This window comes from Nocardia sp. CY41 (genome assembly GCF_009829325.1).
In the GTDB taxonomy this organism is placed as follows: domain Bacteria; phylum Actinomycetota; class Actinomycetes; order Mycobacteriales; family Mycobacteriaceae; genus Nocardia.
Genome location: NZ_VUOS01000009.1, coordinates 45,135 through 71,042, shown reverse-complemented (window position 1 = coordinate 71,042; position 25,908 = coordinate 45,135). Strand labels below are relative to the sequence as shown.

Here is a 25,908-nt window from a genome sequence, read left to right as displayed (position 1 = left end):
GGTTCGCGTCCGGTCCGGCACGGGCCGGTCTCCGAGGTTGCGAATCGCGCTGGGGCGCGGAGTGTTCAGCGAGTGCTAAGGAGTGACATGACAGCCGGAGCAGAGCTAGTGGAGCGAAACGACGAGGCTGCGGGCGCGGGGCCGGTCGTCGAACTCGACGGCGCCTGTTCGCTGTCCCGTGAACGCATCGGCGGGAAGGCATGGAGCGTCAACCGCATGCGTGCGCTCGGTCTGCCGGTGCCGCCCGCGTTCGTCATCACCATCGAGGGATGGGCCGACTTCTCGGCGCACGGGGAGATCGGCGAGGACGTCTGGCACGGTGTCCGGGCGGGCATCGCCGCCCTGGAACGCGGCACCGGGAGGAGCTTCGGAGCCGGCGCCCGGCCACTGCTGGTGTCGGTGCGTTCGGGCGCCGCGGTGAGCATGCCGGGGATGATGGACACGGTGCTGAACCTCGGCATGAACGACGCGGTTGCGCGTGCGCTGGCGGCGGAGAGCGGGAATCCGGGCTACGCGGTCGATACGCGCGAGCGGTTCCGGACCCAATATCGCGAAACCGTGCTGGGTGACCCCGCCGGTGCGGTGCCGGAGGATCCCTGGGAGCAGTTGCGGGCGGCGATCAGCGCGGTGTTCCGGTCCTGGGATTCACCTCGGGCGCAGACGTATCGGCGCAATCGCGGCGTCTCCGGGACCCTCGGCACCGCCGTGACGGTACAAGCCATGGTCTTCGGCAATCTCGACGAGAGATCTGGCACCGGTGTGCTGTTCAGCCGCAACCCGAACACCGGCGAGCGCGCGCTGTTCGGCGAATGGCTGGTCGGTGGGCAGGGGGAGGACGTGGTGTCCGGCCGGACCACCCCGCGACCGCTCGATGAACTGGCCACCGTGCTGCCCGAGGTGCACGCCCGACTCGTCGCGGCCGCCGACTTGCTGGAACGCGACGGCCGCGACATCCAGGACATCGAATTCACCGTCGAGTCCGGCGCCCTGTGGCTGTTGCAGTCCCGCGCCGCCAAGCGATCGGCACGGGCGGCGGTGCGCGCCGCGGTGGCGATGGCCGAGGAGGGACTCATCGGCGCGGAGGAAGCGCTGAACCGGGTCACCGCCGAACAGGTGCGGACCGTGCTGCGCCCGGCGACCGGCGAGTATTCGGGAACGCCGCTGGCGCGCGGTGAATCCGCGTGTCCAGGGCTGGCGTCCGGCGTCGCCGTCAGCGATCCGCACGAAGCGGAGCGTCGCGCGGAAGCCGGCGAGGACGTGATCCTCGTGCGTCCCACCACCAGCCCCGATGACCTGCACGGCATGATCGCCGCCCGCGCGATCGTCACCGGGCTGGGCGGCGCCACTTCGCACGCCGCGCTGGTCAGCCGCGAGATCGGCAGGCCGTGCGTGGTCGGCTGCGGCCCCGGCGTCGTCGCGACGCTGGCCGGTCAGGTGGTGACCGTCGACGGTGGCGCGGGCACGGTCTGGCCCGGGCGGGTCGAAGGCAAGCCCGTCGACGCGGGCACCCTCGCGGACGTCGGCCGACTGGCCGAGTGGGCGGGCACAGACCTGGACAGGTTGGCGGCGCGGCTGGACGCGCGGGCGACCGAAGGCGCGCCGACTGTGGACGTGGCGCCCCCGGCAACGGTGACGGAGATTCCCGAACTCGATCTGCTGCGGCTGATCGGAATCAAAGGCCGGGCCGCCTACGACGCGCTGGCCGCGGGCGTGGGTGCGTCGGCCGAAATCGTCGCCGCTCGATGCGAGGAGCTGGTGGCCGGAGGCTGGTGCGCCGCGACGCCGATCGGTGTGCGGCTCACACCGGAAGGCAGACAGCACTTGGACGGCCTGCTGGCGACGGAACGACGAACGGTCGACCGCGCCGCGATCGCCTCCGTGTACGCCGAATTCTGCGATTTCAACGGAGCTTTCAAAGAAATCGTCACCGCGTGGCAGATGAAAGATCCGGCCACCGTCAACGATCACGCCGACGCCGACTACGACGGTGCGGTACTGACCCGATTGACCGATCTGCATCGCGCCGCTCAGCCGCTGCTGCGGCGGATCGGCGCGGTCGCACCGCGGCTGGCCCGGTACTCGGACCGGTTCGCGCACGCGATCGAGCGGATCGCGGCCGGTGATCACGCCTGGGTCGCCCGGCCCGTGCTGGACAGCTACCACACCGTCTGGTTCGAGCTGCACGAGGACCTGATCGGACTGTGCGGCCTGAGCCGCGCCGACGAGGCGGCGGCCGGCCGTGCCCACTGACATCGCGGGGGAGTCGACGGTGCCCGGTGACCGGTGGGTCGAATTCGCGCAGATCGATAACGTGCGTGATCTGGGCGGGCTCCCGGTGCAGGGCGGGGGCACAACCCGATTCGGCGTGGTCTACCGTTCCAGCACGCCGCAGAATCTCACCGAGACCGATATGGCGAAATTGCTCGGACCGATCGGTCTGCGCACCTTGATCGACTTACGGCTGCCCGACGAAGTGGAGCGCGAGGGCTACGGACTGCTGGCCACGGCCGACGTGCGGAGGGTCTGCCTCCCGGTGCGGAAGTCGCCGCAATCCTCGCTGGCGGCACGCGATCTGGTGCCGGACTCCACCCGGGTCGATCTGGTGGACCTGTACCAGAAGCTGCTGGCGGGCAGCGCCGACTCCATCGTGGCGGCGGTGCGGCTCGTCGTCGACGCCGGCCGCCATTCGGTGCTGTTCCACTGCGCCGCGGGCAAAGACCGCACCGGAGTGCTCGCAGCGGTGCTCCTGGACGCGGTGGGCGTACCCCCGGAAGCGATCGCGGCCGACTACGCGCTGACCGGCGAACGCATGCACCGAGTCCGCGACCGCCTCGACGCACTCCCGTCGTACACGGGGCTGCCCCCGGTCAGCACCGGCATCCTCGGCGTCGAGGCAGCGGTGATGGGGCGTTTTCTCGCGAACCTGTCCGCCGAACACGGCGGCGCCGCCGAATGGTTGCTGAGCAGCGGTCTCACCACCGTGGAGCTGGCGCGACTGCGTGAAGTGCTGATCGCGCCGGAGTAGGACTCGCGTGTGCGGCGCCCGGCAAACGGGCGCCGCACAGGTGGCGACAGATCAGGCCTGCACGGGATCGGCTCCGTCCCGCTGGACGACCGAGTCGCCGACCTGCAGCATCTTCCACGAGGTCCGGTTCACACGGACCTTTATCGTGCTGCCATCCCGCAGCCGGATATGCAGTCGCCGATACGGATTCGCTCCATCGAGCAACCCACGCGACTTCTTCACGACCGTCCCGCGCAACTCTCGCTGCACCACTGCTCGTCTCCTCGTTCGACTCGACCGCTGACGCCGTAGCGATTAGTGCCAGTGTTGTTTCCCATCACGTTCGGGACATCAGCAGTCAGAGGCATCTTTCCTATGACGAAAGTCGGACATCGCAGGTGGGTGGCCGCACCTTCAGTAGTACGAGTACTCATCCACGGCGGTGACCGCGCGGTCTCCATGCGCATGTAAATCGCCGCGGTCGACTCAGCGGGAGCCCGCTCGGGCAACCGATGCCCTCTCGTCTCCAGGACAGCACGCCCTGAGCCCCATCGACGAACTCGTCGCGCGGCCGAGTTCACGCCCCGGCCAGCGATACCGCCGCGGTTCACCTCCGGCGGGTCGAACGACTGAGCGGGTCCGGTGGACAACGATCCACCGGACCCGCTTCTCGCCTTCGACTACCGGGGCAGCAGTTTCGATTTCAGCGCCTCGAGCGTCGCACTGTCCACGCCCAGCCCCTCGGTGACGAACCGATCGAACGATCCGAAGGACGCGCCGGCCTGGTCGAACGCCGCGTCGAGGAAGTCGCTCTGCACGCCGAGGATCGGATCGAACAGCGCCGGGTCGGTGACCACGCCCTTGGCCACCAGCGCGTCCATCAGCGCCTTGTTGCCCGCCGCCAGGTTGTCGTTCGATTCCAGATAGTCCTTGTAGACCTGGCCCTTCGGCACGCCGAGCGCCGTCATCAGGATCGCGGTCATCCATCCGGTGCGGTCCTTGCCCGCGGTGCAGTGGAACAGCACCGGACCGGTCGCGTTGGCGACATCCCGGATGGCGGTGCCGAACTGAGCGCGCGCCGTGGCGTCGGTGACCATCCAGCGGTAGTAGTCGCGCATGATGCCCGCGGCCTTACCGTCGCCGAACGTCTGTTGCTGCACGGCCGGACCGCCCTGAATCGCCTTGCCCACCATCAGATAGAAGTCGTTGGCCGGGTCGTACACCGGGCGCGCGAGCGCGGGAATCGACGCCGGAAGCTTGTCGGGGTTGGCTCCCGACTCGTTCGGGCTGCGGAAATCGATCACCGCCGTGATGCCCGCCGCCACCAGCTTCTGCTGATCGGCGGCGGTGAGCTTGTCGAGGGCGTCGGTGCGGAAGACCACGCCCGTACGCAATTTGCCATTGCCCTGGGTCGGGTAGTCGCCGATGTCCCTGGCATTCGGCGCCGTCGAGAGCTGCATGGAGCGCTCATGCGCTGTGTGCACAATCGCAGGGCCCGCGAAGGCGGTGGTGGTCGACGGGAACACGGCGATCAATGCGGCGGCGACACCGGTCATCGCCCCGCGTAGAGCACGCGAAATCGTCACTGAATCATTCCTTCCATGGGATGGCGGCCCGGCGACGCCGAACCGGTAAAGGGGGCCGGGATGTGCGCCCCCGGCCCCCGGCTCAGGCGTCGACGAGCAGGGTGACCGTGCCGGCCGACCCGTCGACGCGCACGCGCTGACCGTCCGCCAGCCGTGTGCTGGCGGTCTTGGTGTCGACGACGCAGGGAATGCCGAATTCCCGGGCCACGATGGCGGCGTGTGAGGCGGAACCGCCGATGTCGGTGACCACTGCCGCGGCGTAGGCGAACATCGCGGTGTGCCCGGTGTCGGTGACCGAAGCCACCAGGATGTCGCCCGGTTCGATGTCGTCGTCGAGGGACAGCACGCGTTTCACGGCGCCCTCCACGACGCCGGGGCTCACGCCGATGCCGGTCAGGCTGTCTCCGGGCGTCAACGCGTCCGCGTCCGGGAGCGGTTCCCAGTCGCCCGCGATCACATCGGGCATGCGGACGCTCTGCAAGCGGATCAGTTCCGCGCGCCGTCGCGCTACGCGTTCGGTCAGGTCGGCGGGCGCCCAGAGGATCTCGTCGAGGGTGAGGAAACAGGCGTCCTCGGCCTGTTGCAGCAGCCCTTGCCGGATCAGCCGTTCGGCCCGCTCGCGCACGGCGAGACGCAGGCAGTGGGTGTACCGGACGACGGCGTCGCGGACCCGTTCGCGCGCCATGGTCGCGCCCGCCGCCATCCGCGCGGTGCGGCTCGGCGACGGGTCGACCGGTTCCCGCTTGGGCGCGGGCATCTGGGCGGCGCGAGCGGCGGCGGTCACCAGCAGTTCGGGCCGGTCGCCGAAGGTGGGGTTGATCAGCTCACACTCGCCCGGGCCGCGATGCCCGATCCGGCGCAGCTCCTCGTCCAGCGCGGCGGAGAACGCCGGGGAGGCGGCCCGGGCGGCGGCGACATCGCCCGTATGCGCCGCGTCGTGCAACGCGGCGTCCGCACGGCACAACGCGGCGAGGCGTTCCACCGCGAGCATGGTCCTTGCCGACTCCAACCGTTCCAGGTCGATGGGCACGTCGGCGGCTTCCTTGCCGCGGGAGTGGATGGCAGTGGCCGCGCCGGTCATCATCACGCCGATGGACGCCGCCGCCCAGGACTGGTTCAACCGGTCCCGCCACAACAGGGCCCGCGCGTGCAGTTGCTCGTCGGTGAGCTCGCGGATCGCGGCGGCGCCCAGCGATTCCTGATGTGCGGCGGCGTTGATGCCGTCGGTGGTCTCGCGATAGCGCAGCGCGGTGCGCAGCACCCGGCCGGCCGCGCGCCAGGTGGCGCGGGTGCTGGCGAAACCGGTCGGGGTGGGCGGCTTGCCGTGCGGAGTCAGTGAGATCTCGGGGGGAATGTTGCCGTAGACGTCACGGCGGATGCTCTGCTCGTCCCAGCCAGGCATGTTCTCCGCGGCGAGCACCCCGATGGAGGCGTTGATGTAGATGTGGTGCCCGAGCACGGTGGTGACCCGGCTGGTCCAGTGCTCCAGTGCGATCCCGTCCAGCGCGATCATCCTGCCCATCGCGGCGTTGGCCAGCCGGATCGCGCCCGCCTGCAGATCCACGGTCAGCGGCGTGAGTGGTCCGGGCAGCGCTTCGGACGTGTTCGTCGCGGTGTGCACCGGGTAGGCCGGATCGACGCGATCGTCGAACTCACCCTCGAGACCTTCCGGCGCCACCGACACCAGGGCGTGGCCGTCCGAGGTGGCCGCACGGCTGGGAACCACATAGCCGGGCAGCGGAATCGCCCCGGTGCGTGCGACGAGTTCGTCGCCGTCGACTTTGCGGCCCGCCAGTCCGCGGACGACGTCCGCCGCGACTTCGGACGCGGTCCACCCGCAGCGAAATCCCCATTCCTCCTGCGCCGCACTGGTATCCACCTCCGGCGCCGTCCGATCACGTGCCATCCGCCGGACCGATCGTCTACCCGTCGCCGCGCGGATACGGCGCACGTCCGCGCCGGAGACCACGCCGGGCGCGGCCAATTCGACCACGCCGACACGCGCGGACTCCGCCGCCAGCACCAAGAACCGTTCGAAGTCGTCGGTGTGCAGCACCTGGAATCCGCCCGCTCGGCGAGAACCGAGCAGCCGCCGCAGGATGCGCCAGCTCTCGCGCTCGATGCGCCTGCCCGCGACCGGCGCGGTGCGCACGAGCAGAGCCCGCGCACCGCTGGACCGCACGATATCTTCGGCGGCGGCATCCGTTCCCGCCACCGTGGGAACCACGATGCGCGCACCGGCCGCTCGGGCTGCCGCCGCGCTCGCGGCGAGCGAACCGCCCAGATGCACCACCACCGCGCACTCGGCGACGGCCCGCGCACAGCTCGCCGGATCGTCCGGGTCACCGGTGATCACCTGGACCCGAGGGTCGACGTACCGGTGCCGCACACGGTCCGACCCGACTACGTCGTGGCCCGCGGCCAGCAGCATGCGCGCCACCGCGCGGCCGGTCGGATCGGACACTCCGGTGACCAGGACCCGCATGAATTCTTCCTCCTCGCTGGCGCCCACGCAGACGTGACGCCGTTCACACACCATCGCCACCCGGCGTGCCCGCGACGGTCCGCAGTCCCGCTGATCGGGACCGGAAGGTCGCTCACCAAGATGGGCGCCCGGCCACCGAGCGCCGAGCGGGAAGGTCGACATATGAGTGATCGGAATTCGGTCGTGCCGAGGGCCGCCGCCGATGTGCGCGCCTACGACATCGAGACCGATGTGCTGGTGGTCGGTTACGGATGTGCCGGCGCGGCCGCGGCGTTCGAGGCGGCAGCGGGCGGCGCGCAGGTGCTGATACTCGATCGGATGAGCGGTCCCGGAGGCGCGTCGGCGCTGTCGGGCGGCGAGATCTATCTCGGCGGCGGCACACCGATCCAACAGGCGTGCGGGTTCGACGACGACCCGGCGGCGATGGCCGCGTTTCTCTCCGCCGCGCTCGGCCCGGGCGCCGACTCGGTCAAGATCACGCGTTACAGCGCGGACAGCGTCGCGCATTTCCACTGGCTCGCCGACCGCGGCGTGCCGTTCAAGCCCAGCCTGTGGGATGCGCCGGCCTGGGTCCCGCCGACGGACGACGGGCTGATGTGGCTGGGGGAGAACAGCGAGCCGTTCGCCGACCTCGCCGCGCCTGCGCCCCGCGGCCACCGCCCGACCGCCGCCGATTTCGGCGGCAAGCTGCTCATGGACTGCCTCGCCGAGGCCGCCCGATCCGTCGGTGCAGCAGCGCTTTTCGACACCAGGGCGGTCTGCCTGATCGTGGCCGGTGACGGCACGGTCGTCGGCGTGATGGCTCGGCGGTACGGCACGGAGCTGACCATTCGCGCCCGTCGCGGCGTCGTGCTGACCACCGGCGGATTCGTCGACAACGACGCCATGCTCGCCGCCCACGCGCCGCGATTGCTGGGACACACCAAGGTCAGCGCGGGCACCGATGACGGCAGCGGCATCCGGATGGCGCAGGCGCTCGGCGCGGCGGTGCGGCACATGTCCGCGGGGCAGGTCGGCATCTCGCTGGTTCCCGGTCTGGCCGCGCGCGGCATGGTGGTGAACGTGCACGGGCAGCGGTTCGTCAACGAGGACACCTATCCCGGCCGGATCGGCCAGGCGGCGCTGTTCCGGCAGGGGATGCGGACCTGGGTCGTGCTCGACGAACGAGCCTTCGACGAAGTGCCGGAACCACAGCGCTGGGGTGTGCGGCCCACCCACGTGGCGGAGACGCCCGAAGAACTCGCCGGGCTGATGGGCGTGCCCGCGGCGGCGCTGGCCGACACCGTCCGTCGCTACAACAGCCACGCGGCGGACGGCACGGATCCCGAATTCGGGAAGGCGCCGCGCTGGGTGCGGCCGCTCACGCCACCGCTGGCCGCGATCGATGTACGGGAGGGGGTGCGGCCGCCGTCGGAGTCCGGCGATCGCCGCGGAACCGGCGCGTCCGTCTTCACCCTCGGCGGTCTGCACACCTCGCTGGACGGCGCCGTGCTCGACATCGACGGCGGCCCGATCCCGGGATTGTTCGCCGCGGGCCGCGCCGCGAGCAACCTGCACGGCGAGGGCTACATCAGCGGCACTTCACTCGGCGACGGCACCTTCTTCGGCCGCCGCGCCGGCGCCGCCGCGGCCCGCACCAACTGATCCGGTGGTGGGTTCCGGTCATCGGGATGGATCGGATTCGACGACACCGCACCGGCCTAGCGTCGAAAGACGGCACTACGAGGAGGACTACCGCATATGACCAACAAGGTGCTCGATCGGGTACGGGATCTGCTGCCCGCGATCCGAGAGCGAGCGGCCGACGCCGATCTGCAGCGCAGAGTGCCCGAGCAGAGCATCCGGGAGCTGACCGAGGCGGGGGTGTTCCGCATGCTGCAGCCGTCCCGTTTCGGTGGCGACGAATCCTCACCGGTCGCGTTCTACGAAGTGATCCGCGCCATCGCCACCGCCTGCCCGTCCACGGCGTGGGTGTCGTCGGTGCTGGGCGCGCACCCGTGGCAGCTGGCGCTTTTCCCGCTGCACGCGCAGCAGGACGTGTGGGGCGCCGATCCGGACACGCTGGTCTCGTCGTCGTACGCGCCGACCGGCAAGCTCACCCCCGTCGAGGGCGGCTTCGAGATCAGCGGTCGTTGGAGCTTCTCCTCCGGGTGCGATCACGCCCGCTGGGCGTTCCTCGGTGCGGTCGTGCCGAACGACGAGGGGGGAGCGGAATACCTGACCGTTCTGGTGCCGCGCACCGACTACCGGATCGAGGACGTCTGGCATGTGTCGGGGTTGTCCGGCACCGGCAGCAACGACATCGTCATCGAGCACGCGTTCGTGCCCGCGTACCGGACCTACAGCGCGAGTGACCAGGCCGAGCTGCGCGGGCCCGGTCAGGAGGTCAATACCGCTCCGCTGTATCGCATCTCGTTCGGGGCGGTGTTCTCCAACACCATCACCGCACCCATCATCGGCGCCGCCCAAGGCGCGTACGAAGCGCACATCGAGCGCATGCGCGAGCGGGTGCGGATTTCCTATGGCGGGCAGAAGGCCGCCGAGGATCCGTTCGCGCACGTCCGGGTCGCTCGCGCCGCCTCCGAGATCGACGCGGCCGTGCTGCAGATGGAGCGCAACATCAGCGAACAGCTACGCTACGCCGAAGCGGGGGAGGAGATCCCGTTCGAACTGCGGGTGCGCAGCCGGCGCGACCAGGTGCGCGGCACCGAACGCGCCATCGAGGCCATCGACCTGCTGTTCGACAACTCCGGCGGTCACTCGATCCGTAAGCCGAATCCGATCGAGCGGCACTGGCGAGACGCGCACGCCGGCAGCGTGCACGTCATCAACGACGTCGAGCGCGCGCTGGTCCTCTACGGCCGGGACGCGTTCGGGCTGCCGGTGACGGATCGGATGATCTGATGACGCTCACCGCCGAGAACACCACGCGCTGGAGCACGACGGGCGGTCTCCGGCTGCGTTACCACGAGGCGGGGTCGGGCGCGCCGCTGGTCCTGCTGCACGGCTCCGGACCGGGCGTGTCGGGTTGGGCCAACTTCGGCGCGAACCTGCCGGTGCTGGCCGAACGGTTCCGCTGCCTGATCGTGGATCAGCCGGGCTTCGGCGCGAGCGGCCGCCCGGCGGTGTACGAACGCAACTACCTGCGCATCTCCGCCGACGCGGTACTCGGACTGGTCGACGACCTCGGCTTGGATCGGGTACACCTGCTGGGCAATTCGATGGGCGGCGCCGTCGCGACGCTGCTGGCGCTGGAACATCCCGAGCGGGTCGACCGGCTGGTGCTGATGGCGCCCGGCGGCGTCGGGGTCAACGTGCTGGGGCCGGAACCGTCCGAAGGCATCACGCGGTTGCTGGAGTTCAGCGCCGATCCCACCAGGGAGCGCCTCATGCCGTGGCTGCGCGCCATGGTGTCGGATCCTGCGACGTTGACCGAGGAACTGGTCGATGCCCGGCTGGCCGCCGCCGCGGATCCCGACGCCATCGCCGCGCTGCGCGACGCCTACGCGACGTTCGTCGATCCCGCGCTCGCCGAACCTGTCCCGCTGTGGTCCCGGTTGCGCGGCCTGCGTCCGGAGACGCAGATCCTGTGGGGACGCGACGATCGGGTGACGCCGGTGGAGGCGGCGCTGTTGCCCGCACGCCAGATACCGAATGCCGATCTGCGCGTGTTCGCCCGCTGTGGTCATTGGGTGCAGATCGAGCGCAAGTCGGCGTTCGAACGCGCTGTCGCCGACTTCCTCACCGGCGGGTTGTGATCGCGGCCCTACGTCGATCACACCTCGTGATCGCGGACCCACCCCGCGATCTGGGTCCGCGAGGTGAAGCCGAGCTTGGTGAGGATGTGCTCGACGTGGGTCTCGGCGGTGCGCGCCGAGATGACCAGTTCCGCGGCGATGCGTTTGTTGCTGTGACCCGCGGCCACCAAGCGGGCGACGTCCTTCTCCCGGCGAGTGAGGACGTCCGCCGCCTGCGGGTCGGTCGCGGCGGGCCGCGGCGGTCGCGCAGCCGCAGGCGCGCGCCCCAGCGCGTAGTCGATCGCCTCGCTCAGCGACATCGTCGCGCCGCTGTCGAAGTTCTCCTGGAACACGCGCTCGCCCAATGCTTCTCGCACACGGCCACGCATCTTGTCACCCAGCACGCCGGTGATGGCGTGGGCGAGGCGCACCGTACTCCGCGCGAGGATCTCCGCGGCGCCGAGCAGACGTGCGGCGCGTTCGAAGTCGGCTCGGGCCACCGCCGTCCAGGCCAGTCCTTCGAATCCGGAGGCGAGCCAGACGCACCGGTCGAACAAGCTGAACATCTCGATCGACCGGGCGAGATAGCCGGTGGCGGCGTCCTGATCGCCGCGTCGCCAATGGTCCAGCCCCATCGACCACTGCGCCAGCCCGCCGAGCAGAGACGGTCCCCGTTCCGTGGCGACCCGCAGGAGCCGCTCGGCGAAAGCGGTGGAGCGCGGGTCGGAGAGCACCAGCGCGCACACGAAAGCGAAGGCGAGACTGTCCATCTCCATCGCGTTGTGCCCGCATTCGGCGGCCAGGTGCGTCGCCGTCTCGGCCAATTCGAGGGCGCGGGCGGTGTCGCCGTCGTTGAAAGCGAGCAACGCCGAGTCGAGCATCGCCTCCGCGAGAATGTCGGGAGCGTTGACTCTGCGTGCCAGCGCGACGCATTCGTCCACCAACTGCCGCGCGGATACGCGATCGGACAGCAGCGCCGCGAGTGAGGCGGCCGCGGAGAGCCCGCGTGCGCGTAGCTCGGTGGGTTCCTCGAGCTTCGCCAGCGCGTCGGTCAGCCAGCGGTAACCCTCGGTGAGGAAACGGTTGTGCTCCCAGAACGGCCGTAGCACCGCGGCCATCTCCAGCGCCGCCTCCGGTGCGTCACCGAGGCCGAACTGCAGCGCCGCGCGTAGATTCGCGTGCTCGCGGTTCAGTTCGCGGAACCAGTCGACGTCGTCGGAACTCCAGTACGCGGTCCGGCCGCGCAGCGCCAGCCGCCGGTAGTGATCGCGGTGACGCGCTCGGATCGCGGGCTCGTCTCCCCGTTCGGCCAGCCGGTCGTGGGCGAACTGGCGGATCGGCTCCAGCATCGAGTACCGGCCGACATCACCGTCGTAGCGCAGGCTGAGCACCGATTTGTCCACCAGGCCGGTCAGGGCGTCGAACAGCGTCCGCGCCCCAGGAGCCGGCAGGCACACGGCTTCGGCGGCGTCGATATCGAAGCCGCCGGAGAATACCGACAGCTGCTCCCACAACCGCTGCTCGGCCGGGGTGCACAGGTCGTAGCTCCAGCGGATCGCCCCCTCGATGGTCTGCTGCCGTTCGGGCGCCAGGCGCGGCCCGGCACTGAGCAGGCCCATGGTGTCGTCGAGCCGGGCGAGGATCTGTTCGGGAGTGAACATCCGGAAGCGCAAGGCGGCCAGTTCCAACGCGAGCGGAATACCGTCCAGCCTGCGGCAGATCGCCGCCAGTGCGTCCCGGTTCGCGGGCGTGGCCGCGAAACCGGGGTTGGCCGCGCCCGCCCGCTCGGCGAGCAGCCGCATCGCATCGCTGTCCTCGGTCTTTCCGTCCGGGTCCTCGGTCTTTCCGTCCGGCAGCGGCAAGGGAGCCACCGGCATGGCCTGTTCCCCCTGCACGCCGAGCACCTCCCGGCTGGTCGCCAGCACCCGCACCTCGGGAGTGGTGGCGACGATTCGGCCCACCAGTTCCGCGCAGGCGTCGATCAGGTGCTCGCAGTTGTCGAGGATCAAAAGCAACCGTTTGTCCGCGAGGAACTCGGTCAGCCGCCGCAGGGGTGTCGCCGTGTCGTCGCGCAGCGCCAGCGCCTCCGCGACGGTCACCGTCACCAGGTCCGGGTCGTGCACGTCGGCCAGCTCGACCAGCCACACCCCGTCCGGGAACGCGCGCGCGACCGCCACGCCGACCTGGCGGGACAGCCGGGTCTTGCCGACGCCGCCCGGACCGAGCAGCGTCAGCACCCGGGTCGTGGGCAGCAGACGCTTCGCCGCGGCGAGTTCCTCCCGGCGCCCGACGAAGCTGGTGACCTCGGCAGGGAGATTGCCGATGGGACGCCGCGCCATGGGTGTCAACCCTAGGTACCGCGCGTGGCGCGCACGAGCATTCTGGACAAATTCAACTCCGGTGGGCGTGCCCGCGTGATCCGCCGGTGCGGAGGCTGCGACGGCGTCCCCAGGACAGCGGACCGATCGAACCGTTGCCGCTCATCGGACGGCGACAGCGGTGTCGACCTCGGTCAACTGGTGGCGCATGCGGTCGCGCTTGGCGCGCAGATAACGCACGTTGTGCTCGGTCGGGCTGGCCTGCAAGGGGATTCGCCGTTCGACGGCGATGCCGTATTCGGTCAGGCCCGCCTGTTTGGCCGGGTTGTTGCTGAGCAACCGGACCGACCGCACACCCAGGTCGGCCAGGATTTCTGCCGCGGCGCCGTAGTGGCGGGCGTCGACGGGCAGCCCGAGCCGCAGGTTCGCGTCGACGGTGTCGGCGCCCCCGTCCTGCAGCTCGTATGCGCGCAATTTGTTCAGCAGCCCGACGCCGCGCCCCTCTTGGCCGCGCAGGTACACCACGACTCCGCGGCCTTCGGCGGCCACGGCCCGCAGGGCGGCGTCGAGTTGCTCGCCGCAGTCGCAGCGCAGGGAACCGAACGCGTCACCGGTGAGACATTCCGAGTGCACCCGGGTCAGCACGCCGTGCTCGCCCGGTGCGCCGAACACCAGCGCGAGATGCTCGGCGTGGTTCGTCGCGTCCCGATAGCCGATCAGCCGGAACTCGCCGAACGGGGTCGGCAGCCGGGTCTGCACGATCCGGGCGACGCCCGGTTCGCGCCGTCGGCGGTAGTCGACCAGGTCGGCGATGGAGATGATCGGGATCCCGTGCACACGGGCCATGGTCAGCAGCTCCGGCAGTCGGGCCATCGACCCGTCCTCGCGGACCACCTCGGCGATGACACCGGCCGGGCGCAAACCCGCCATCCGCGCCAAGTCGACGGCGGCCTCGGTATGCCCTCGCCGGCCGAGCACGCCACGCGGGTGCGCTCGAAGGGGAAACACGTGCCCCGGGCGGGTGAGATCCCGGGGAGTGGCGGTGGGATCGGCCAGCAGGCGCATGGTGTGCGCCCGGTCGGCGGCCGAGATGCCGGTGCCCACACCCGCCGCCGCGTCCACCGAGACCGTGTAGGCGGTGCCCTTCGGGTCCTGGTTGACCGCCGTCATCGGCGGCAGTTCCAGGCGGTCCAGATCCTCGCCCGCCATGGGCACGCACAGCACGCCACTGGTGTGCCGCACCAGGAATCCGATGTTCTGCGAAGTCGCCATCTCCGCGGCGAGCACCAGGTCGCCTTCGTTCTCGCGGTCCTCGTCGTCCACCACGAGCGCCATGCCGCCGCTCGCGATCGCCGCCACCGCGGCAGGCACCGTGTCCAGTTCACCGGTCATCGTCCGCCACCTCCATATGCCTAATAGAAATATGGCGAGGCTGGAACAACCAGGCGGCGTCTCACTCAGTGAGGCGATCGATATCCGCGAGCAGCTCGCGGGCGAAGTCGACCTCCGCCTCGTAGTGCCGGACGCACCAGCGCAGCACCAGTTCCGGATAAGCCCAGTCCGGATTCGCCTCGGCGCCTTGCGCGTCGGCTTCGGCGCGCTTGCGCATCTTCTCGGCGTAGGCGATGTGCTCGGTGAGGATGTCGCGCAGCCGGTCGGGCTCGGCGAGATTGCCGAGCCATGCCCGCAACATCACGCTGTGCTTGAGCACCGGCGCCTCGACCGGCGCGTGATTGACCCAGTTCGCGGCGGCCGCACGGCCTTCCGGCGTGATGGCGTACATCCGTTTGCCGCGCACGCCGTCCTCCTGCACGACCGTGCGGGAGCTGGCGTAGCCGTGCTTCTCCAGGCGTTTGAGTTCGGCGTAGATCTGGCTGAACGACGGGCTCCAGTAGAAGAACTGCAGACTCCAGTCGGCCCATTTCTTCAGGTCGTAGCCGGAGAGTTCGTCGGCGTGCGAGAGCATGCCGAGCACGGCCCACGCGGTGGTCGGCAGGTCGGGCACCGCGGGTGTGCCGCCATCGGTCATGGTCGGACTGTACCGCTCAGGCATATGCGGATTCGAACTATCGCCAGCGCGCCCGGCGCCCGAACAGCGTCCGGCCCGCCTCGTGGGAGATCTCCAGCAGCACCCGCGCCAGCTTGTCGAAACTCATCGCCTCGGCCCGGCCGGACAGCGACAGCGCCGCGGGGGCGGTGCCACGACCGCGCAAGGGCGCCGCGACACAGGCGATTCCGTCCATCGATTCCTCGCGATCCACCGCCACGCCCTGGCGCAGCCGGATCTGGGCCAGCGCGCGGTGCAACCCGTCGGGCTCGGTGATGGTGTGCGCGGTCAGGCGCGGCAGCCGGGAATGGAACGCGGCTTCGGCGATGCTCGGTTCCAGGGCGGCCAGCATCGCCTTGCCCAGCGCCGTACAGTGCGCGGGCATGCGGCCGCCTAGGCGGGTCGGCAGCATGGCGGCCAAGCGGCCACCGGCCTTGTCCAGGTAGACGACCTCGCGCCCGTCGAGCACCGCGAGGTGGCCGACCATGCCGGTGCGCTGGCACAGCTCGTGCAACAGCGGGCTGACGGCGTCGCGGATCTCGTTGTGATCCGCGGTGAGACCGCCCAGTTCCAGGGTGCGCATGCCGAGCCGGTATCCGCCCGAGGTGTGGGCCAGCCAGCGCAGCCGGATCATCTGGTCGAGGATCCGATGGACCGTCGAGCGCGGCAGGCCGGTGCGCTCGACCAGGCCGAGCAGCGTCAGCGTCGGCGTGGCGGCGTCGAACGCGTCCAGGATCAGGGTCATCCGCTCGATCATCGAGACGGGGACGCCCGCGGAGCCGGATTCGACGCTTCCGGGCCGGGCGCGATGGGGAGCCCGGGCGGCTTCGGGCAGCAGGGTGACGGTCATCTGAACCTCCGTCGGTCACATTCGGGCAGGTCACCAGGCATTACCTGCCCGGACTTCTGTGTCTCCCATCACACTGGCGAATCCGCGACCGGGATGAATCGGGAGAACTACGTAGCTTCTACGGATCTGTATCCCGGTGGCCGGACTCCGGTCTTGACCTCCCTCGGGCGGCAGCTGCTGTCATAGCTGTCAGGTATATGCCTGATCGAAATAGGAGGCCCGATGGAACCGGTGCTGGAGATGAACGGATCGCCGCTGGACGTGCGCGACTTCAAAGCCGTGCTGGGGCGCTTCTGCACCGGCGTCACGGTGATCACCGCGCACTCGGAAGACGGGCCGGTCGGATTCACCTGCCAGTCGTTCTCGGCGCTGTCGCTGGAGCCGCCCGCGGTCTGCTTCTGCCCGGCGCGCACCTCCACGTCGTGGCCGCGCATCCGGGCGGTGGGCCGGCTCTGCGTCAACATCCTGGCCCACGACCAGCAGGACATCTGCCGCCGCCTCGCGCGCAGCGGCACGGACAAGTTCGCCGGGGTCGACTGGGAGCCTTCGCCGAACGGCTCGCCGCGACTGGCCGGAAGCATGGCGTGGCTGGACTGCGAGGTCGAGCAGGAGGTCGACGGCGGTGACCACACCATCGTCATCGCGCGCGTCACCGCCCTGTCGGAGCATCGGGAAGCCGCGCCGCTGCTGTTCTACCGCTCCGCGTTCGGGCGGCTCGATGGCGCCTGAGCGCCTCCCGGCCAGTGGGACTGCGCATTTCCGCCCCGCATGCCGAACCGAAATATCGAGGTGACAAACGTGCGCGAATTGTGGAGGAACCGATGACTACCGACACCGAGGTCCGAGTGATCGACGCGGGCGCTCCGCCCGCCCGGTACGCGCGCGGCTGGCACTGCCTCGGCCTCGCACAGGACTTCCGGGACGGGAAACCGCACACCGTCGAGATCTTCGGCACCGAACTGGTGGTCTTCGCCGGTGCGGGTGGAGAGCTCCACGTGCTGGACGCCTACTGCAGGCACATGGGCGGAAACCTGGGCGACGGCCGGATCAAGGGCGACTCGCTCGCCTGCCCCTTCCACGACTGGCGCTGGGGCGGCAACGGCCGCTGCACCGGCATTCCCTACGGCCGCCGCGTTCCACCCCGGGCGCGGACCCGTTCGTGGCCGACCCTCGAGCAGAACAAGCAGCTGTTCGTATGGAACGACCCGGAGGGCAATCCGCCCCCGGAACAGGTGACGATCCCGCGCATCGAGGGGGCGTTCAGTGACGAGTGGACCGACTGGACCTGGAACACCATGACGATCGACGGCGCGAACTGCCGCGAGGTCATCGACAACGTGGTCGACATGGCGCACTTCTTCTACGTGCATTTCGGTTTCCCGACCTACTTCAAGAACGTGTTCGAAGGTCACATCGCCAGTCAGTACATGACGTCGGTGTCGCGCGAGGACATGATGGGGGAGACCGCGAAGGCGCTGGGCGGCAAGAATGTCCTGCACTCCGACGCCTCGTACTACGGCCCCTCCTACATGATCGATCACCTTCGCAGCGAGAGCGCTGGACTGACGGTCGAGGGTGTGCTCATCAACTGCCACTACCCCGTGTCACCCACCAAATTCGTATTGCAGTACGGCGCGATCGTGAAGAAGCCGCACGGCGTGTCCCCGGAGCAGGCCGAGGACATCGCGGCGAAGTTCGCCGGCGGCCTGGGCCGCGGCTTCGAACAGGACGCCGCGATCTGGCAGCGCAAGACCCGCATCGACAACCCGCTGCTGTGCGAGGAGGACGGACCCGTCTACCAGTTGCGCCGCTGGTACGAGCAGTTCTACACCGACGTGGCCGAGATCGACCCGAAGACGACGACCGACCGCTTCGAGTTCGAGGTCGACACCACCCGGGCGGTCACTGCCTGGGAGGCGGAGGTCGCCGAGAATCTCGCCGGGCAGCGCACCGCCGCCGGAGCCTGAGCGGATCGCGATGGAACGGATCACCTGCCGTACCTGCGACACCTGCGTGCTGGTCGAGAAGTACAGCCCGCAGCACACCAGCGTGCAGTGGACCACCGGCGCGGTGGCGGCGTGCGCCGAGTTCGCCGGGGCGGACAGCGCGCGGGTGCGGACCTGCGTCGCGCTGCGCGACAGCATCGACGCCGCCGTTGCGGGCGGTCGCCTCGGAATCGGCACGCGGGACGGGGACGTGCCGTGAGCGCGGCACACGCCGTGGACGACCGGAGAGGAGACACAACAGTGGATCGGGCGGCCGTGGTGCCGAAGCAGGTTCCCGATGACCCCGACAGCCACCCTAGCGCGATCGTGCCCCTGCGCGTGGTGCAGGTAATCCGGGAGACCGATGATGCGGTTTCACTGAAACTGGATTCCGCCACGGAGCAATCGACTTCGATCGCCTACCGGCCCGGCCAGTTCCTGACACTGCGGATACCGAGCGAGCTGACGGGCTCGGTCAGCCGGTGCTACTCCCTGTCGAGTGCGCCGCACGAGGAAGGGCCACTGAAGGTCACCGTCAAGCGGACGCCCGACGGCTACGGATCCAATTGGCTGTGCGACAACGCCGTCGCGGGAACGGTTCTCGACGCGCTGCCGCCCGCCGGTGTCTTCACTCCCGCGTCGCTCGACGACGACCTGCTGTTGTTCGCGGCCGGCAGTGGAATCACCCCGGTGCTGTCGATCCTGAAATCGATACTGGCCGCCGGGGTGGGGCACTGCACGCTGATCTATGCCAACCGCGACGAACGATCGGTGATCTTCGCGGCCGAACTCGCCGATCTCTCCGCCCGCTATCCCGGCCGCCTGGTCGTGGTGCATTGGCTGGAGAGCGTGCAAGGACTGCCGACCCGCGCCCAGCTCGCGGCGCTGGCCGCACCGTGGTCCGAGCGCGAGGCGTTCGTCTGTGGCCCCGGTCCCTTCATGGACGCGGTATCCGCGGCGCTGATCGGACTGGGCGCCGAGCAGAAGCGCGTGCACGTCGAGAAATTCGTCTCGCTCAACGGCAACCCGTTCGAGAGCGCCGCACCCGAGGTGGCCGACTCCGGCGACAGCGCCGCGGTCGAAGTCGAACTCGACGGCGAGACGCGCGAACTGCCGTGGCCGCGCCATCAAGTGCTGCTCGACGTCCTGCTGGCCAACGGGCTGGCAGCGCCCTACTCCTGTCGTGAGGGCGCCTGCAGCGCCTGCACCTGCCGGGTCGTCTCCGGGCAGGTGCGGATGCGGCACAACGAAGTTCTCGACGAGGCCGATCTGGCCGAGGGATACGTGCTGGCCTGCCAGGCGGTCCCGGTCACCGACACGGTGCAAGTCACCTATTCCTGAGGAGTACGACGAATCAATGGCTGACATCGCCTCGCTCGGCTACGTCCGAGTCGCCATCGCCGATGTGGCGGCCTGGCGCGCCTTCGCTTTCGACGTCCTTGGCTTCGCGCAGGCCACCGGACCGAATCCGGACAATCTGTATCTGCGGATGGACGAGCACGCCTACCGCTTCGAACTCGTTCCCGCCGAGCAGGACCGGGTGCTCGCCGTCGGCTGGGAGGTGCGCGACTATCGCGCGCTCGCCCGGGTGCGGGAAACGCTGGAGCAGGTGGGTGTGGCTGTCACGCCACTGACCCAGGATCAGGTCGACGCGCTGCGCGTGGAAGAAGCCTTCCGTTTCACCGATCCCGCCGGATTCACCGTCGAGGTCTTCCATGGTCCGGTCCTCGACCACAGCCCGGTCGTCACCGTGCACGGCAACCGCTTCGTCACCGAGGGGCTGGGGCTGGGCCACGTCGTGCTGCCGGTGCCCGACCTCGAGGAGGCGAACCGTTTCTACTGTGAGGTGCTCGGATTCCTGCCGCGGGGCTCGTTCCGCGTGCCCGCCCCACCCGAGGTGGGACCGATTCGCGTGCGATTCCTCGGCGTCAACCAGCGCCATCACAGCCTCGCGCTGATCCCGGGGACTCGTCCCGAGGGCCCGGGCCTGGTGCACATCATGGTCGAGGTCGACCAGCTCGACTCCGTCGGCCGGGCGCTCGACCGCGTCATGCGCGCGGGCTACCCGCTGTCGTCGACGCTCGGCAGGCACACCAACGACAAGATGATCTCTTTCTACGTCCGCACGCCCGGTGGCTGGGATCTCGAATACGGCACCGAGGGTATGCTGGTCGACGAATCCACTTACAGCGCCGAGGAGATCACCGCCGACAGCTACTGGGGCCACGAATGGTCGCGTGGCTGACTCGGCGGGTCTGCCCCGCGGCGGCGTCCTAGACTGTCGATTCGAGGAGGAAGGACGCTGATGAAGCGAAATCTCAATTGCCCCTGTGGAGAGCGGATCGTCGGAACCGACGAGGACGATCTCGTGGCCAAGACCCAAGCCCACCTGGCGGAGAACCACCCCGGGCACGAGTACTCGCGCGACGAAATCCTGTTCATCGCGTATTGAGCGAAGAGGGCTGCGCGCGGACTCACGGTCTCGGGCGCAGGCCTTCGATCATGTGGGTGGTGGTTTCGTCCACCAGTTCGTCGGCGGTCTCCGTGGCGATCACCCCCGAGCCGACGAAGGTGGCCAGACCTTGTAGCGCGGCGACCGCGGACAGTGCGATGCGCCGCGGATCGCCCGCGATCACTTCTCCCCGCTTCTGCGCTTCGGTGATGAGCGCGACCGGCGTCGCGAACGCCGCGTCCACGGCCCGGGACATCGCGTCTCCCGCGGCGGGGCTGTGCCTGCGCGCGAACATCAACGCGACGAGTTCCGAATTCTCGGTCGCGAAATGGAGATAGGTCCGGGCGAGGGCCCGGATGTGCCCGTCGGCCGACCTCGCGGCCGCTGTCTGCTCCAAGGCGGCGGCGAGACGTTGGAATCCGGACACCGCGATGGCGTCCAGTAGCGCCTGTTTGTCCTTGAAATGCCGGGTCGGAGCGGCGTGACTGACTCCGACGTCACGGGCCAGTCCGCGCAGTGACAGGCCGTCGACGCCGGACTCGCGCAGCGTCGCCTCGGCGCGCTGGAGCAGCTCGGCACGCAGGTCGCCGTGGTGGTAGGACCGGCTTCGAGTGATCGGCATGGTGTATGCAGGATAACAAAATGTAGGCGTTGCCTACTTTGTAGGCAGTGACTACATTGACTCGCATGACGGTTCGGACCTTCACCGCCCCGATCGCAGTGCTGACGGTCTTCGCGGCGCTGCTGGGCACGATGTACCTCGGCTACGCGAGCAATACCGAGAAGAACCTGCACGACTTTCCGATCGCCCTGGTCAATCAAGACGTCGGCGACACGCTCGACGGCAAACCCGCGAATGTCGGCGCCCAGGTCACCGACGCACTGGTCGCGGGTATGCCGGCGGACAAGATCGACCTGCACGTCGTCGGCATCGCCGAGGCGCGCAAACAATTGCAGCAGGGCGAGGTCTACGGCGCGATCGTCATCCCGTCCGATTTCACCAAGCGGCTGGCGATCCTGGGCACGGGCGCCGTGGTGCCCGGGCAGATCGAGCGCCCGGTGATCACGATCAACACCAACCCGCGAATCGGCCCTTACACGACCGGCATCATGCAGCGCATCGCCGATCGTGCGCTGAGCCAGGTGGACGAGACCGTCGGCAAGAACCTGACCGACCAGGTGAACTCCGCCCTCGCCGCGGGGCCGGGCACGCCGGTCGAGGTCAGTGGCGCCGCCCGTCTGATGCTCGCCGATCCGGTGCAGATCGTCACCGCGCCGTATCGCCCGATGGACGATGGGGCGGGCCAAGGCCTGGTCGCTTTCTTCTACACCTTGATCCTGCTGCTTGCGGGCTTCACCGGAGCCATGATCATCCACACGCTCGTCGACTCCGTCCTCGGATTCACTCCCACCGAGTACGGCCCCTGGTTCGTCCACCCGCCCGCCACCGGGATCTCCCGGCTCCGCACCCTGCTGGTGAAATGGGCGGTCATCGTCACCGCGGCGCCGATCCTCTCCGGGATATTCCTCGCCGTGGCCGCGGTGCTGCGGGTTCCGCTGGACAGCCCACTGCTGTTGTGGCTCTACGGCACACTCGCCATCGTCGCCGTGGGCGTGACCGCACTGGCCGTCCTGGCCACATTCGGGACCGCCGGACTGCTGGTCAACCTGATCCTGTTCGTCGTCCTCGGCCTGCCGTCGTCGGCCGCCACCGTCCCGCTGGAGGCGACGCCCGCCTATATCGCGAAACTGGCCGCCTTCGAACCGATGCACCAGATCTACCTGGCCGTGCGCGCCATCCTCTTCTTCGATGCCCGCGCCGAAGCCGGTTTCGGTGCCGGGCTGTGGATGACGTTGCTCGGTCTCGGCATCGGCTTGGTGCTCGGCGTCACGGCCACGTACGCCTACGACCGTCGCGGACTGCACCGCGCGACGGTGCCCGGCGGCAGTGCCCCGGTCGTGGGCGCCCCCGCCGTCGCCGGATGGGTGGGAACCGGGTGATCAGTCGTCGGCGGCGGCCAGGAGCGCGTCCAGTTGCTTCGGGTCGACGCCGAAGCCGGTGAGTCGGTCGAGCGGGATGGAGGCGATCATCCGCATCATGTCCACGCCGAGCGCCGTCGCGTCACCCATGCTCGCGGACATGCCGCCGAACATGTCGGCCAGCGCGGCCGCCGCCTTCGGATCGGCCAAGGCCTCGCCGAGCGTCGACTGCGCCGTGATCGGGATACGCAGTTCGTCTCCGGCGAGGTCGATCGACGTGGTGGCGCGCAGGGACACCTGGCAGGGGCAACTCGAAGAGTTCCCGGTGGACAACCCGAAAGACCGCCCACACAGCATCGCCGAATACCTGGCTCACCCGGCTGTCGCCAAGGTCGTCCACGACGGTCTCGCGGCCGCGCCGACCTGACCCTCCGCAGCCCGCGAACCCGGCCGTGATCGGGCACGATGCTGCGACCCGGCCCCGGTAGTATCGGGCTTGGTGGTTCGCCTCGGTCGTCCCTCGCTCGGCCGGGCGGCGGCCACGGGAGTGGGAGATGAGCGCGCGCGACGGCCCCAGCCTGCGGCGGTTGCATCGCAGCACCCGGGTGCTGGTGATCGCCGCCACGGTGTTCGTCGTGTTGTTGCTGATCGTGCCCCGGCTGATCAGGGCCTATATCGGCTGGCTGTGGTTCGGCGAAGTCGGATTCCGTGGTGTCTGGCTGACCGTGCTGCTCACGCGCCTGTCGCTGTTCCTCGTCATCGCACTGGTCATCGGTGGCGTCCTCTTCACGGCGATGTGGCTGGCGTTCAGATTCCGCCCGCTGTTCGTTCCCGAGTCCGAGGAAGAAGACAGCCTCCGCCCGTATCGGGCCGTGGTGGTCCGGCGGCCGCTGCGGTTCGGTCTCGGCGTCGCCGCCGCGCTGGGGCTCATCTGCGGCCTCGCCGCGCAGTCGAGCTGGATGACGATCCAACTGTTTCTGCACGGCGGGTCCTTCGGTGTGCCGGATCCGCAATTCGGGCATGATGTCGGGTTTTTCGTATTCGACCTGCCCTTCTACCGATTCGTCGTCAACTGGCTGTTCATCGCCGTCGTCCTCGCCTTCGTCGCCGGAGTGGTGACGCACTATCTGCTCGGCGGGCTGCGGCTGTCCAGGAAAGCGGGTGGCCTGACCCGCGCGGCCCGCGTCCAGCTCGCGATCCTCGCCGGCGCGTTCATCCTCTTGAAGGCCATCGCTTACTGGCTCGACCGGTATTCGCTGCTTTCCAGCCGCAGCAAGGAACCCACCTTCGCGGGGCCCGGTTACACCGACATCAACGCGGTGCTTCCGGCTCGCCTGATTCTCTTCGCGATCGCCCTCATCTGCGCCGCGGCGGTCTTCGCCGCCGTCGTCGTGCGCGACTTGCGGATTCCGGCGATGGCCGCCGCCCTGCTGTTGTTGTCATCGATCCTGGTCGGTGCCGTCTGGCCGTTGGCCGTCGAGCAGTTCTCCGTCCGCCCGAACGCCGCCGACATGGAGCGCGTGTATATCGAACGCAATATCGCGGCCACCCGGCAGGCGTACGGGATCGGCGGTGATCGGGTCGAGTACCAGCCTTATTCGGGCGTCGGTAGCAAGTCGCCTTCCGAGGTCCCCGCGGACGTCACCACGCTCGCCGACGTGCGCCTGCTGGACCCGAACGTGCTCTCCCGGACGTTCACCCAGCAGCAACAGCTGAAGAACTTCTACAGCTTCCCACCGCATCTGGACCTGGACCGCTACCGCGTCGGCGGGCAACTACGCGACTACGTGGTCGCGGCGCGCGAGCTGACCCCGAGCGCGCTGAGCGGCAACCAGCGCCATTGGGTCAATCGGCACACCGTCTACACGCATGGGAACGGATTCGTCGCCGCACCGGCCAACCGGGTGAACGCTGCGGTCCGCGAGGCCGCGGGCGACGCCGCCAGCAGCAACAGCGGGTACCCGATCTACGCGGTCGGCGACATCGCGTCGCAAGCGTCCGGTCATCAGGTGATCCGAGTGGATCAGCCGCGCGTGTATTTCGGGGAAGTGATCGCCCACGCCAGTCCGGACTACGCCATCGTGGGCGGCGGCGCCGAGCCTCGGGAGTACGACACCGACACCACCAAATACACCTACACCGGCGCGGGTGGGGTCCCGATCGGGAATTGGCTCAACCGCCTCGCCTTCGCCGTGACATACACCGAACGCAACATCATCTTCTCGAAGGCCATCGGTCCGGAGTCGAAGATCATCTTCAATCGCGATCCGCGCCATCGCGTCGAACTCGTCGCACCGTGGCTGACGACCGACAACAACCCCTATCCAGCCGTCGTGAACGGCCGCATCGTCTGGATCGTCGACGCGTACACCGCGATCGACGGCTATCCCTACGCCAAGCGCAGCTCGCTGGAAGCGCTCGAGCCGGGGCACGACAGCTCCCGCGGATCCCCCCGGGAGGTGTCCTACGTGCGTAACTCCGTCAAGGCCACCGTCGACGCCTACGACGGCACGGTCACGCTGTACCAGGTCGATCGGCAGGATCCCGTCCTGGCGGCGTGGATGAAGGTCTTCCCCGGCACGGTCGAACCCGAGGAATCGATCAGTCCGGAGCTGCGCGCCCACTTCCGGTACCCGGAGGACTTGTTCACGATCCAGCGGGAGATGCTCGCCAAGTACCACGTCGATGAACCACGCGAGTTCTTCACCACCAACGCTTTCTGGTCGGTGCCCAGCGACCCCACCGTGGAGACCAATCCGCACCAACCGCCGTTCTACGTCCTGATCGGCGATCATGGCAGTGCCGAACCGTCGTTCCGGCTGGCCAGTGCGATGGTCGGATACAACAGGGAATTCCTCTCCGCCTATGTCTCGGTCCGCTCCGACCCCGAGAACTACGGCAAGATCAACGTGTTGCAGCTGCCCACCGACACGCTCACCCAGGGGCCGCAGCAGATCCAGAACTCGATGATCTCCGACACCAGAGTGGCCTCCGAGCGGACTCTGCTCGAGCGCTCGAACCGGATCCAGTACGGCAACCTGCTCACCCTGCCGATCGCCGACGGCGGCGTCCTCTACGCCGAGCCGCTTTTCACCGAGCGGATCTCGACCGCGCCGAACGCCTCGACGTTCCCGCAGCTGGCGCGAGTGCTGGTCAGCTACCGCGAACCCGGCACGGGCGGCGTCCTCGTGGGCTACGCGCCGACCCTCGCCGAGGCACTGGACCAGGTCTTCGGTCCCGGCACCGGCCGGCTCGCCACACCACCCGGCGGCGGGCCGGGCGCGCCACTGCCGCCGGGTCAGCAGCCCGTGCCGCCGCAGGCAGCGCAACCGCCCGCGCAAGCGCCGCCGCCGGATCGCGCGAAGATCGCCGAACTCAACGCGCAGATCGACGAAATCCGGGCTGCCCTGGAACGTCTACAGAAGCAGCTGAACGAACTCGAGCGCAACGGCCGCTGACCTCCG

General features: G+C 69.2%; 23 protein-coding genes. 14 read left to right on the top strand and 9 right to left on the bottom strand.

Annotated features, from left to right (window positions below; genetic code table 11):
- Positions 1-87 precede the first annotated feature (87 nt).
- On the top strand, positions 88-2,250 hold the full coding sequence (locus tag GVY64_RS11360) for a pyruvate, phosphate dikinase (protein ID WP_159840485.1): 2,163 nt from the start codon (positions 88-90) through the stop codon (positions 2,248-2,250).
- Positions 2,240-3,025, top strand: a complete 786-nt coding sequence (locus GVY64_RS11355) for a tyrosine-protein phosphatase (protein WP_159840484.1) — start codon at positions 2,240-2,242, stop codon at positions 3,023-3,025. Before GVY64_RS11360 ends, GVY64_RS11355 begins: the two co-directional genes overlap by 11 nt.
- A 51-nt stretch (positions 3,026-3,076) precedes the next feature.
- Here GVY64_RS11355 and GVY64_RS11350 read toward each other — a convergent pair whose 3' ends face one another.
- The 3 genes from GVY64_RS11350 to GVY64_RS11340 all read right to left on the bottom strand — a co-directional run bounded on the left by GVY64_RS11350 (position 3,077) and on the right by GVY64_RS11340 (position 7,075).
- On the bottom strand, positions 3,077-3,277 hold the full coding sequence (locus GVY64_RS11350; RefSeq protein WP_159840483.1) for a DUF7489 domain-containing protein: 201 nt from the start codon (positions 3,275-3,277) through the stop codon (positions 3,077-3,079).
- Positions 3,278-3,684: 407 nt separating this feature from the next.
- Positions 3,685-4,590 carry a tyrosine-protein phosphatase gene (locus tag GVY64_RS11345; protein WP_159840482.1) on the bottom strand — a complete coding sequence of 302 codons (906 nt, stop codon included), beginning with the start codon at positions 4,588-4,590 and terminating at the stop codon, positions 3,685-3,687.
- A gap of 82 nt (positions 4,591-4,672) precedes the next feature.
- The gene (locus GVY64_RS11340; protein ID WP_159840481.1) at positions 4,673-7,075 is read right to left on the bottom strand and encodes a PEP-utilizing enzyme; all 2,403 of its coding nucleotides are present in this window, start codon (positions 7,073-7,075) and stop codon (positions 4,673-4,675) included.
- Between the two features lie 162 nt (positions 7,076-7,237).
- On the opposite strand from GVY64_RS11340, the gene GVY64_RS11335 reads away from it, so the two are divergent.
- The 3 genes from GVY64_RS11335 to GVY64_RS11325 all read left to right on the top strand — a co-directional run bounded on the left by GVY64_RS11335 (position 7,238) and on the right by GVY64_RS11325 (position 10,833).
- Entirely contained in the window at positions 7,238-8,719 is a 1,482-nt protein-coding gene (locus GVY64_RS11335; RefSeq protein WP_159840480.1) for an FAD-dependent oxidoreductase, read from the top strand.
- 96 nt (positions 8,720-8,815) lie between these two features.
- Entirely contained in the window at positions 8,816-9,979 is a 1,164-nt protein-coding gene (gene hsaA / locus GVY64_RS11330) for a 3-hydroxy-9,10-secoandrosta-1,3,5(10)-triene-9,17-dione monooxygenase oxygenase subunit (protein ID WP_159840479.1), read from the top strand.
- Positions 9,979-10,833 (top strand): alpha/beta fold hydrolase, encoded by an 855-nt coding sequence (locus tag GVY64_RS11325; RefSeq protein WP_159840478.1) that lies wholly within the window; start codon positions 9,979-9,981, stop codon positions 10,831-10,833. Before hsaA ends, GVY64_RS11325 begins: the two co-directional genes overlap by 1 nt.
- Before the next feature lie 17 nt (positions 10,834-10,850).
- Here the strand turns inward: GVY64_RS11325 and GVY64_RS38880 are convergent, their stop codons facing one another.
- From GVY64_RS38880 to GVY64_RS11305, 4 genes are all read right to left on the bottom strand, one after another.
- The gene (locus GVY64_RS38880; RefSeq protein ID WP_159840477.1) at positions 10,851-13,151 is read right to left on the bottom strand and encodes an ATP-binding protein; all 2,301 of its coding nucleotides are present in this window, start codon (positions 13,149-13,151) and stop codon (positions 10,851-10,853) included.
- Positions 13,152-13,292: 141 nt separating this feature from the next.
- On the bottom strand, positions 13,293-14,522 hold the full coding sequence (locus tag GVY64_RS11315; protein ID WP_159840476.1) for a bifunctional 3,4-dihydroxy-2-butanone-4-phosphate synthase/GTP cyclohydrolase II: 1,230 nt from the start codon (positions 14,520-14,522) through the stop codon (positions 13,293-13,295).
- A 61-nt stretch (positions 14,523-14,583) separates the two neighbouring features.
- Positions 14,584-15,159, bottom strand: coding sequence for a PadR family transcriptional regulator (locus GVY64_RS11310; RefSeq protein ID WP_159840475.1), 576 nt, complete (start codon positions 15,157-15,159; stop codon positions 14,584-14,586).
- A gap of 37 nt (positions 15,160-15,196) precedes the next feature.
- Complete coding sequence (locus GVY64_RS11305; protein ID WP_159840474.1) at positions 15,197-16,027, bottom strand: IclR family transcriptional regulator; 831 nt, start codon at positions 16,025-16,027, stop codon at positions 15,197-15,199.
- Between the two features lie 222 nt (positions 16,028-16,249).
- On the opposite strand from GVY64_RS11305, the gene GVY64_RS11300 reads away from it, so the two are divergent.
- The 6 genes from GVY64_RS11300 (at position 16,250) to GVY64_RS11275 (ending at position 20,464) form a co-directional block, all read left to right on the top strand.
- A complete protein-coding gene (locus GVY64_RS11300) occupies positions 16,250-16,756 on the top strand; it encodes a flavin reductase family protein (protein ID WP_236566751.1) in 507 nt (168 codons plus the stop codon).
- Positions 16,757-16,848: 92 nt separating this feature from the next.
- Complete coding sequence (locus GVY64_RS11295) at positions 16,849-17,994, top strand: Rieske 2Fe-2S domain-containing protein (RefSeq protein WP_159840473.1); 1,146 nt, start codon at positions 16,849-16,851, stop codon at positions 17,992-17,994.
- 10 nt (positions 17,995-18,004) lie between these two features.
- Entirely contained in the window at positions 18,005-18,232 is a 228-nt protein-coding gene (locus GVY64_RS11290; protein ID WP_159840472.1) for a hypothetical protein, read from the top strand.
- 59 nt (positions 18,233-18,291) lie between these two features.
- A complete protein-coding gene (locus GVY64_RS11285) occupies positions 18,292-19,353 on the top strand; it encodes a 2Fe-2S iron-sulfur cluster-binding protein (RefSeq protein ID WP_442939566.1) in 1,062 nt (353 codons plus the stop codon).
- 16 nt (positions 19,354-19,369) lie between these two features.
- Entirely contained in the window at positions 19,370-20,257 is an 888-nt protein-coding gene (locus tag GVY64_RS11280) for a VOC family protein (protein ID WP_159840471.1), read from the top strand.
- 60 nt (positions 20,258-20,317) lie between these two features.
- Positions 20,318-20,464, top strand: coding sequence for a DUF1059 domain-containing protein (locus tag GVY64_RS11275; protein WP_159840470.1), 147 nt, complete (start codon positions 20,318-20,320; stop codon positions 20,462-20,464).
- Positions 20,465-20,486: 22 nt separating this feature from the next.
- On the opposite strand, the gene GVY64_RS11270 is transcribed toward GVY64_RS11275, so the two are convergent.
- Positions 20,487-21,086 (bottom strand): TetR/AcrR family transcriptional regulator, encoded by a 600-nt coding sequence (locus GVY64_RS11270; RefSeq protein ID WP_159840469.1) that lies wholly within the window; start codon positions 21,084-21,086, stop codon positions 20,487-20,489.
- A 65-nt stretch (positions 21,087-21,151) separates the two neighbouring features.
- On the opposite strand from GVY64_RS11270, the gene GVY64_RS11265 reads away from it, so the two are divergent.
- Positions 21,152-22,465, top strand: a complete 1,314-nt coding sequence (locus tag GVY64_RS11265; RefSeq protein WP_159840468.1) for a YhgE/Pip domain-containing protein — start codon at positions 21,152-21,154, stop codon at positions 22,463-22,465.
- On the opposite strand, the gene GVY64_RS11260 is transcribed toward GVY64_RS11265, so the two are convergent.
- Positions 22,466-22,741, bottom strand: coding sequence for a hypothetical protein (locus GVY64_RS11260; protein ID WP_159840467.1), 276 nt, complete (start codon positions 22,739-22,741; stop codon positions 22,466-22,468). It lies immediately after the preceding gene.
- Here GVY64_RS11260 and GVY64_RS11255 point away from each other — a divergent pair.
- Together GVY64_RS11255 and GVY64_RS11250 are read left to right on the top strand one after the other, a co-directional pair.
- Positions 22,722-22,871 carry a hypothetical protein gene (locus GVY64_RS11255; protein ID WP_159840466.1) on the top strand — a complete coding sequence of 50 codons (150 nt, stop codon included), beginning with the start codon at positions 22,722-22,724 and terminating at the stop codon, positions 22,869-22,871. The genes GVY64_RS11260 and GVY64_RS11255 overlap by 20 nt on opposite strands.
- Before the next feature lie 127 nt (positions 22,872-22,998).
- Positions 22,999-25,902, top strand: coding sequence for a UPF0182 family protein (locus GVY64_RS11250; protein ID WP_159840465.1), 2,904 nt, complete (start codon positions 22,999-23,001; stop codon positions 25,900-25,902).
- The last annotated feature ends 6 nt before the right edge of the window (positions 25,903-25,908 follow it).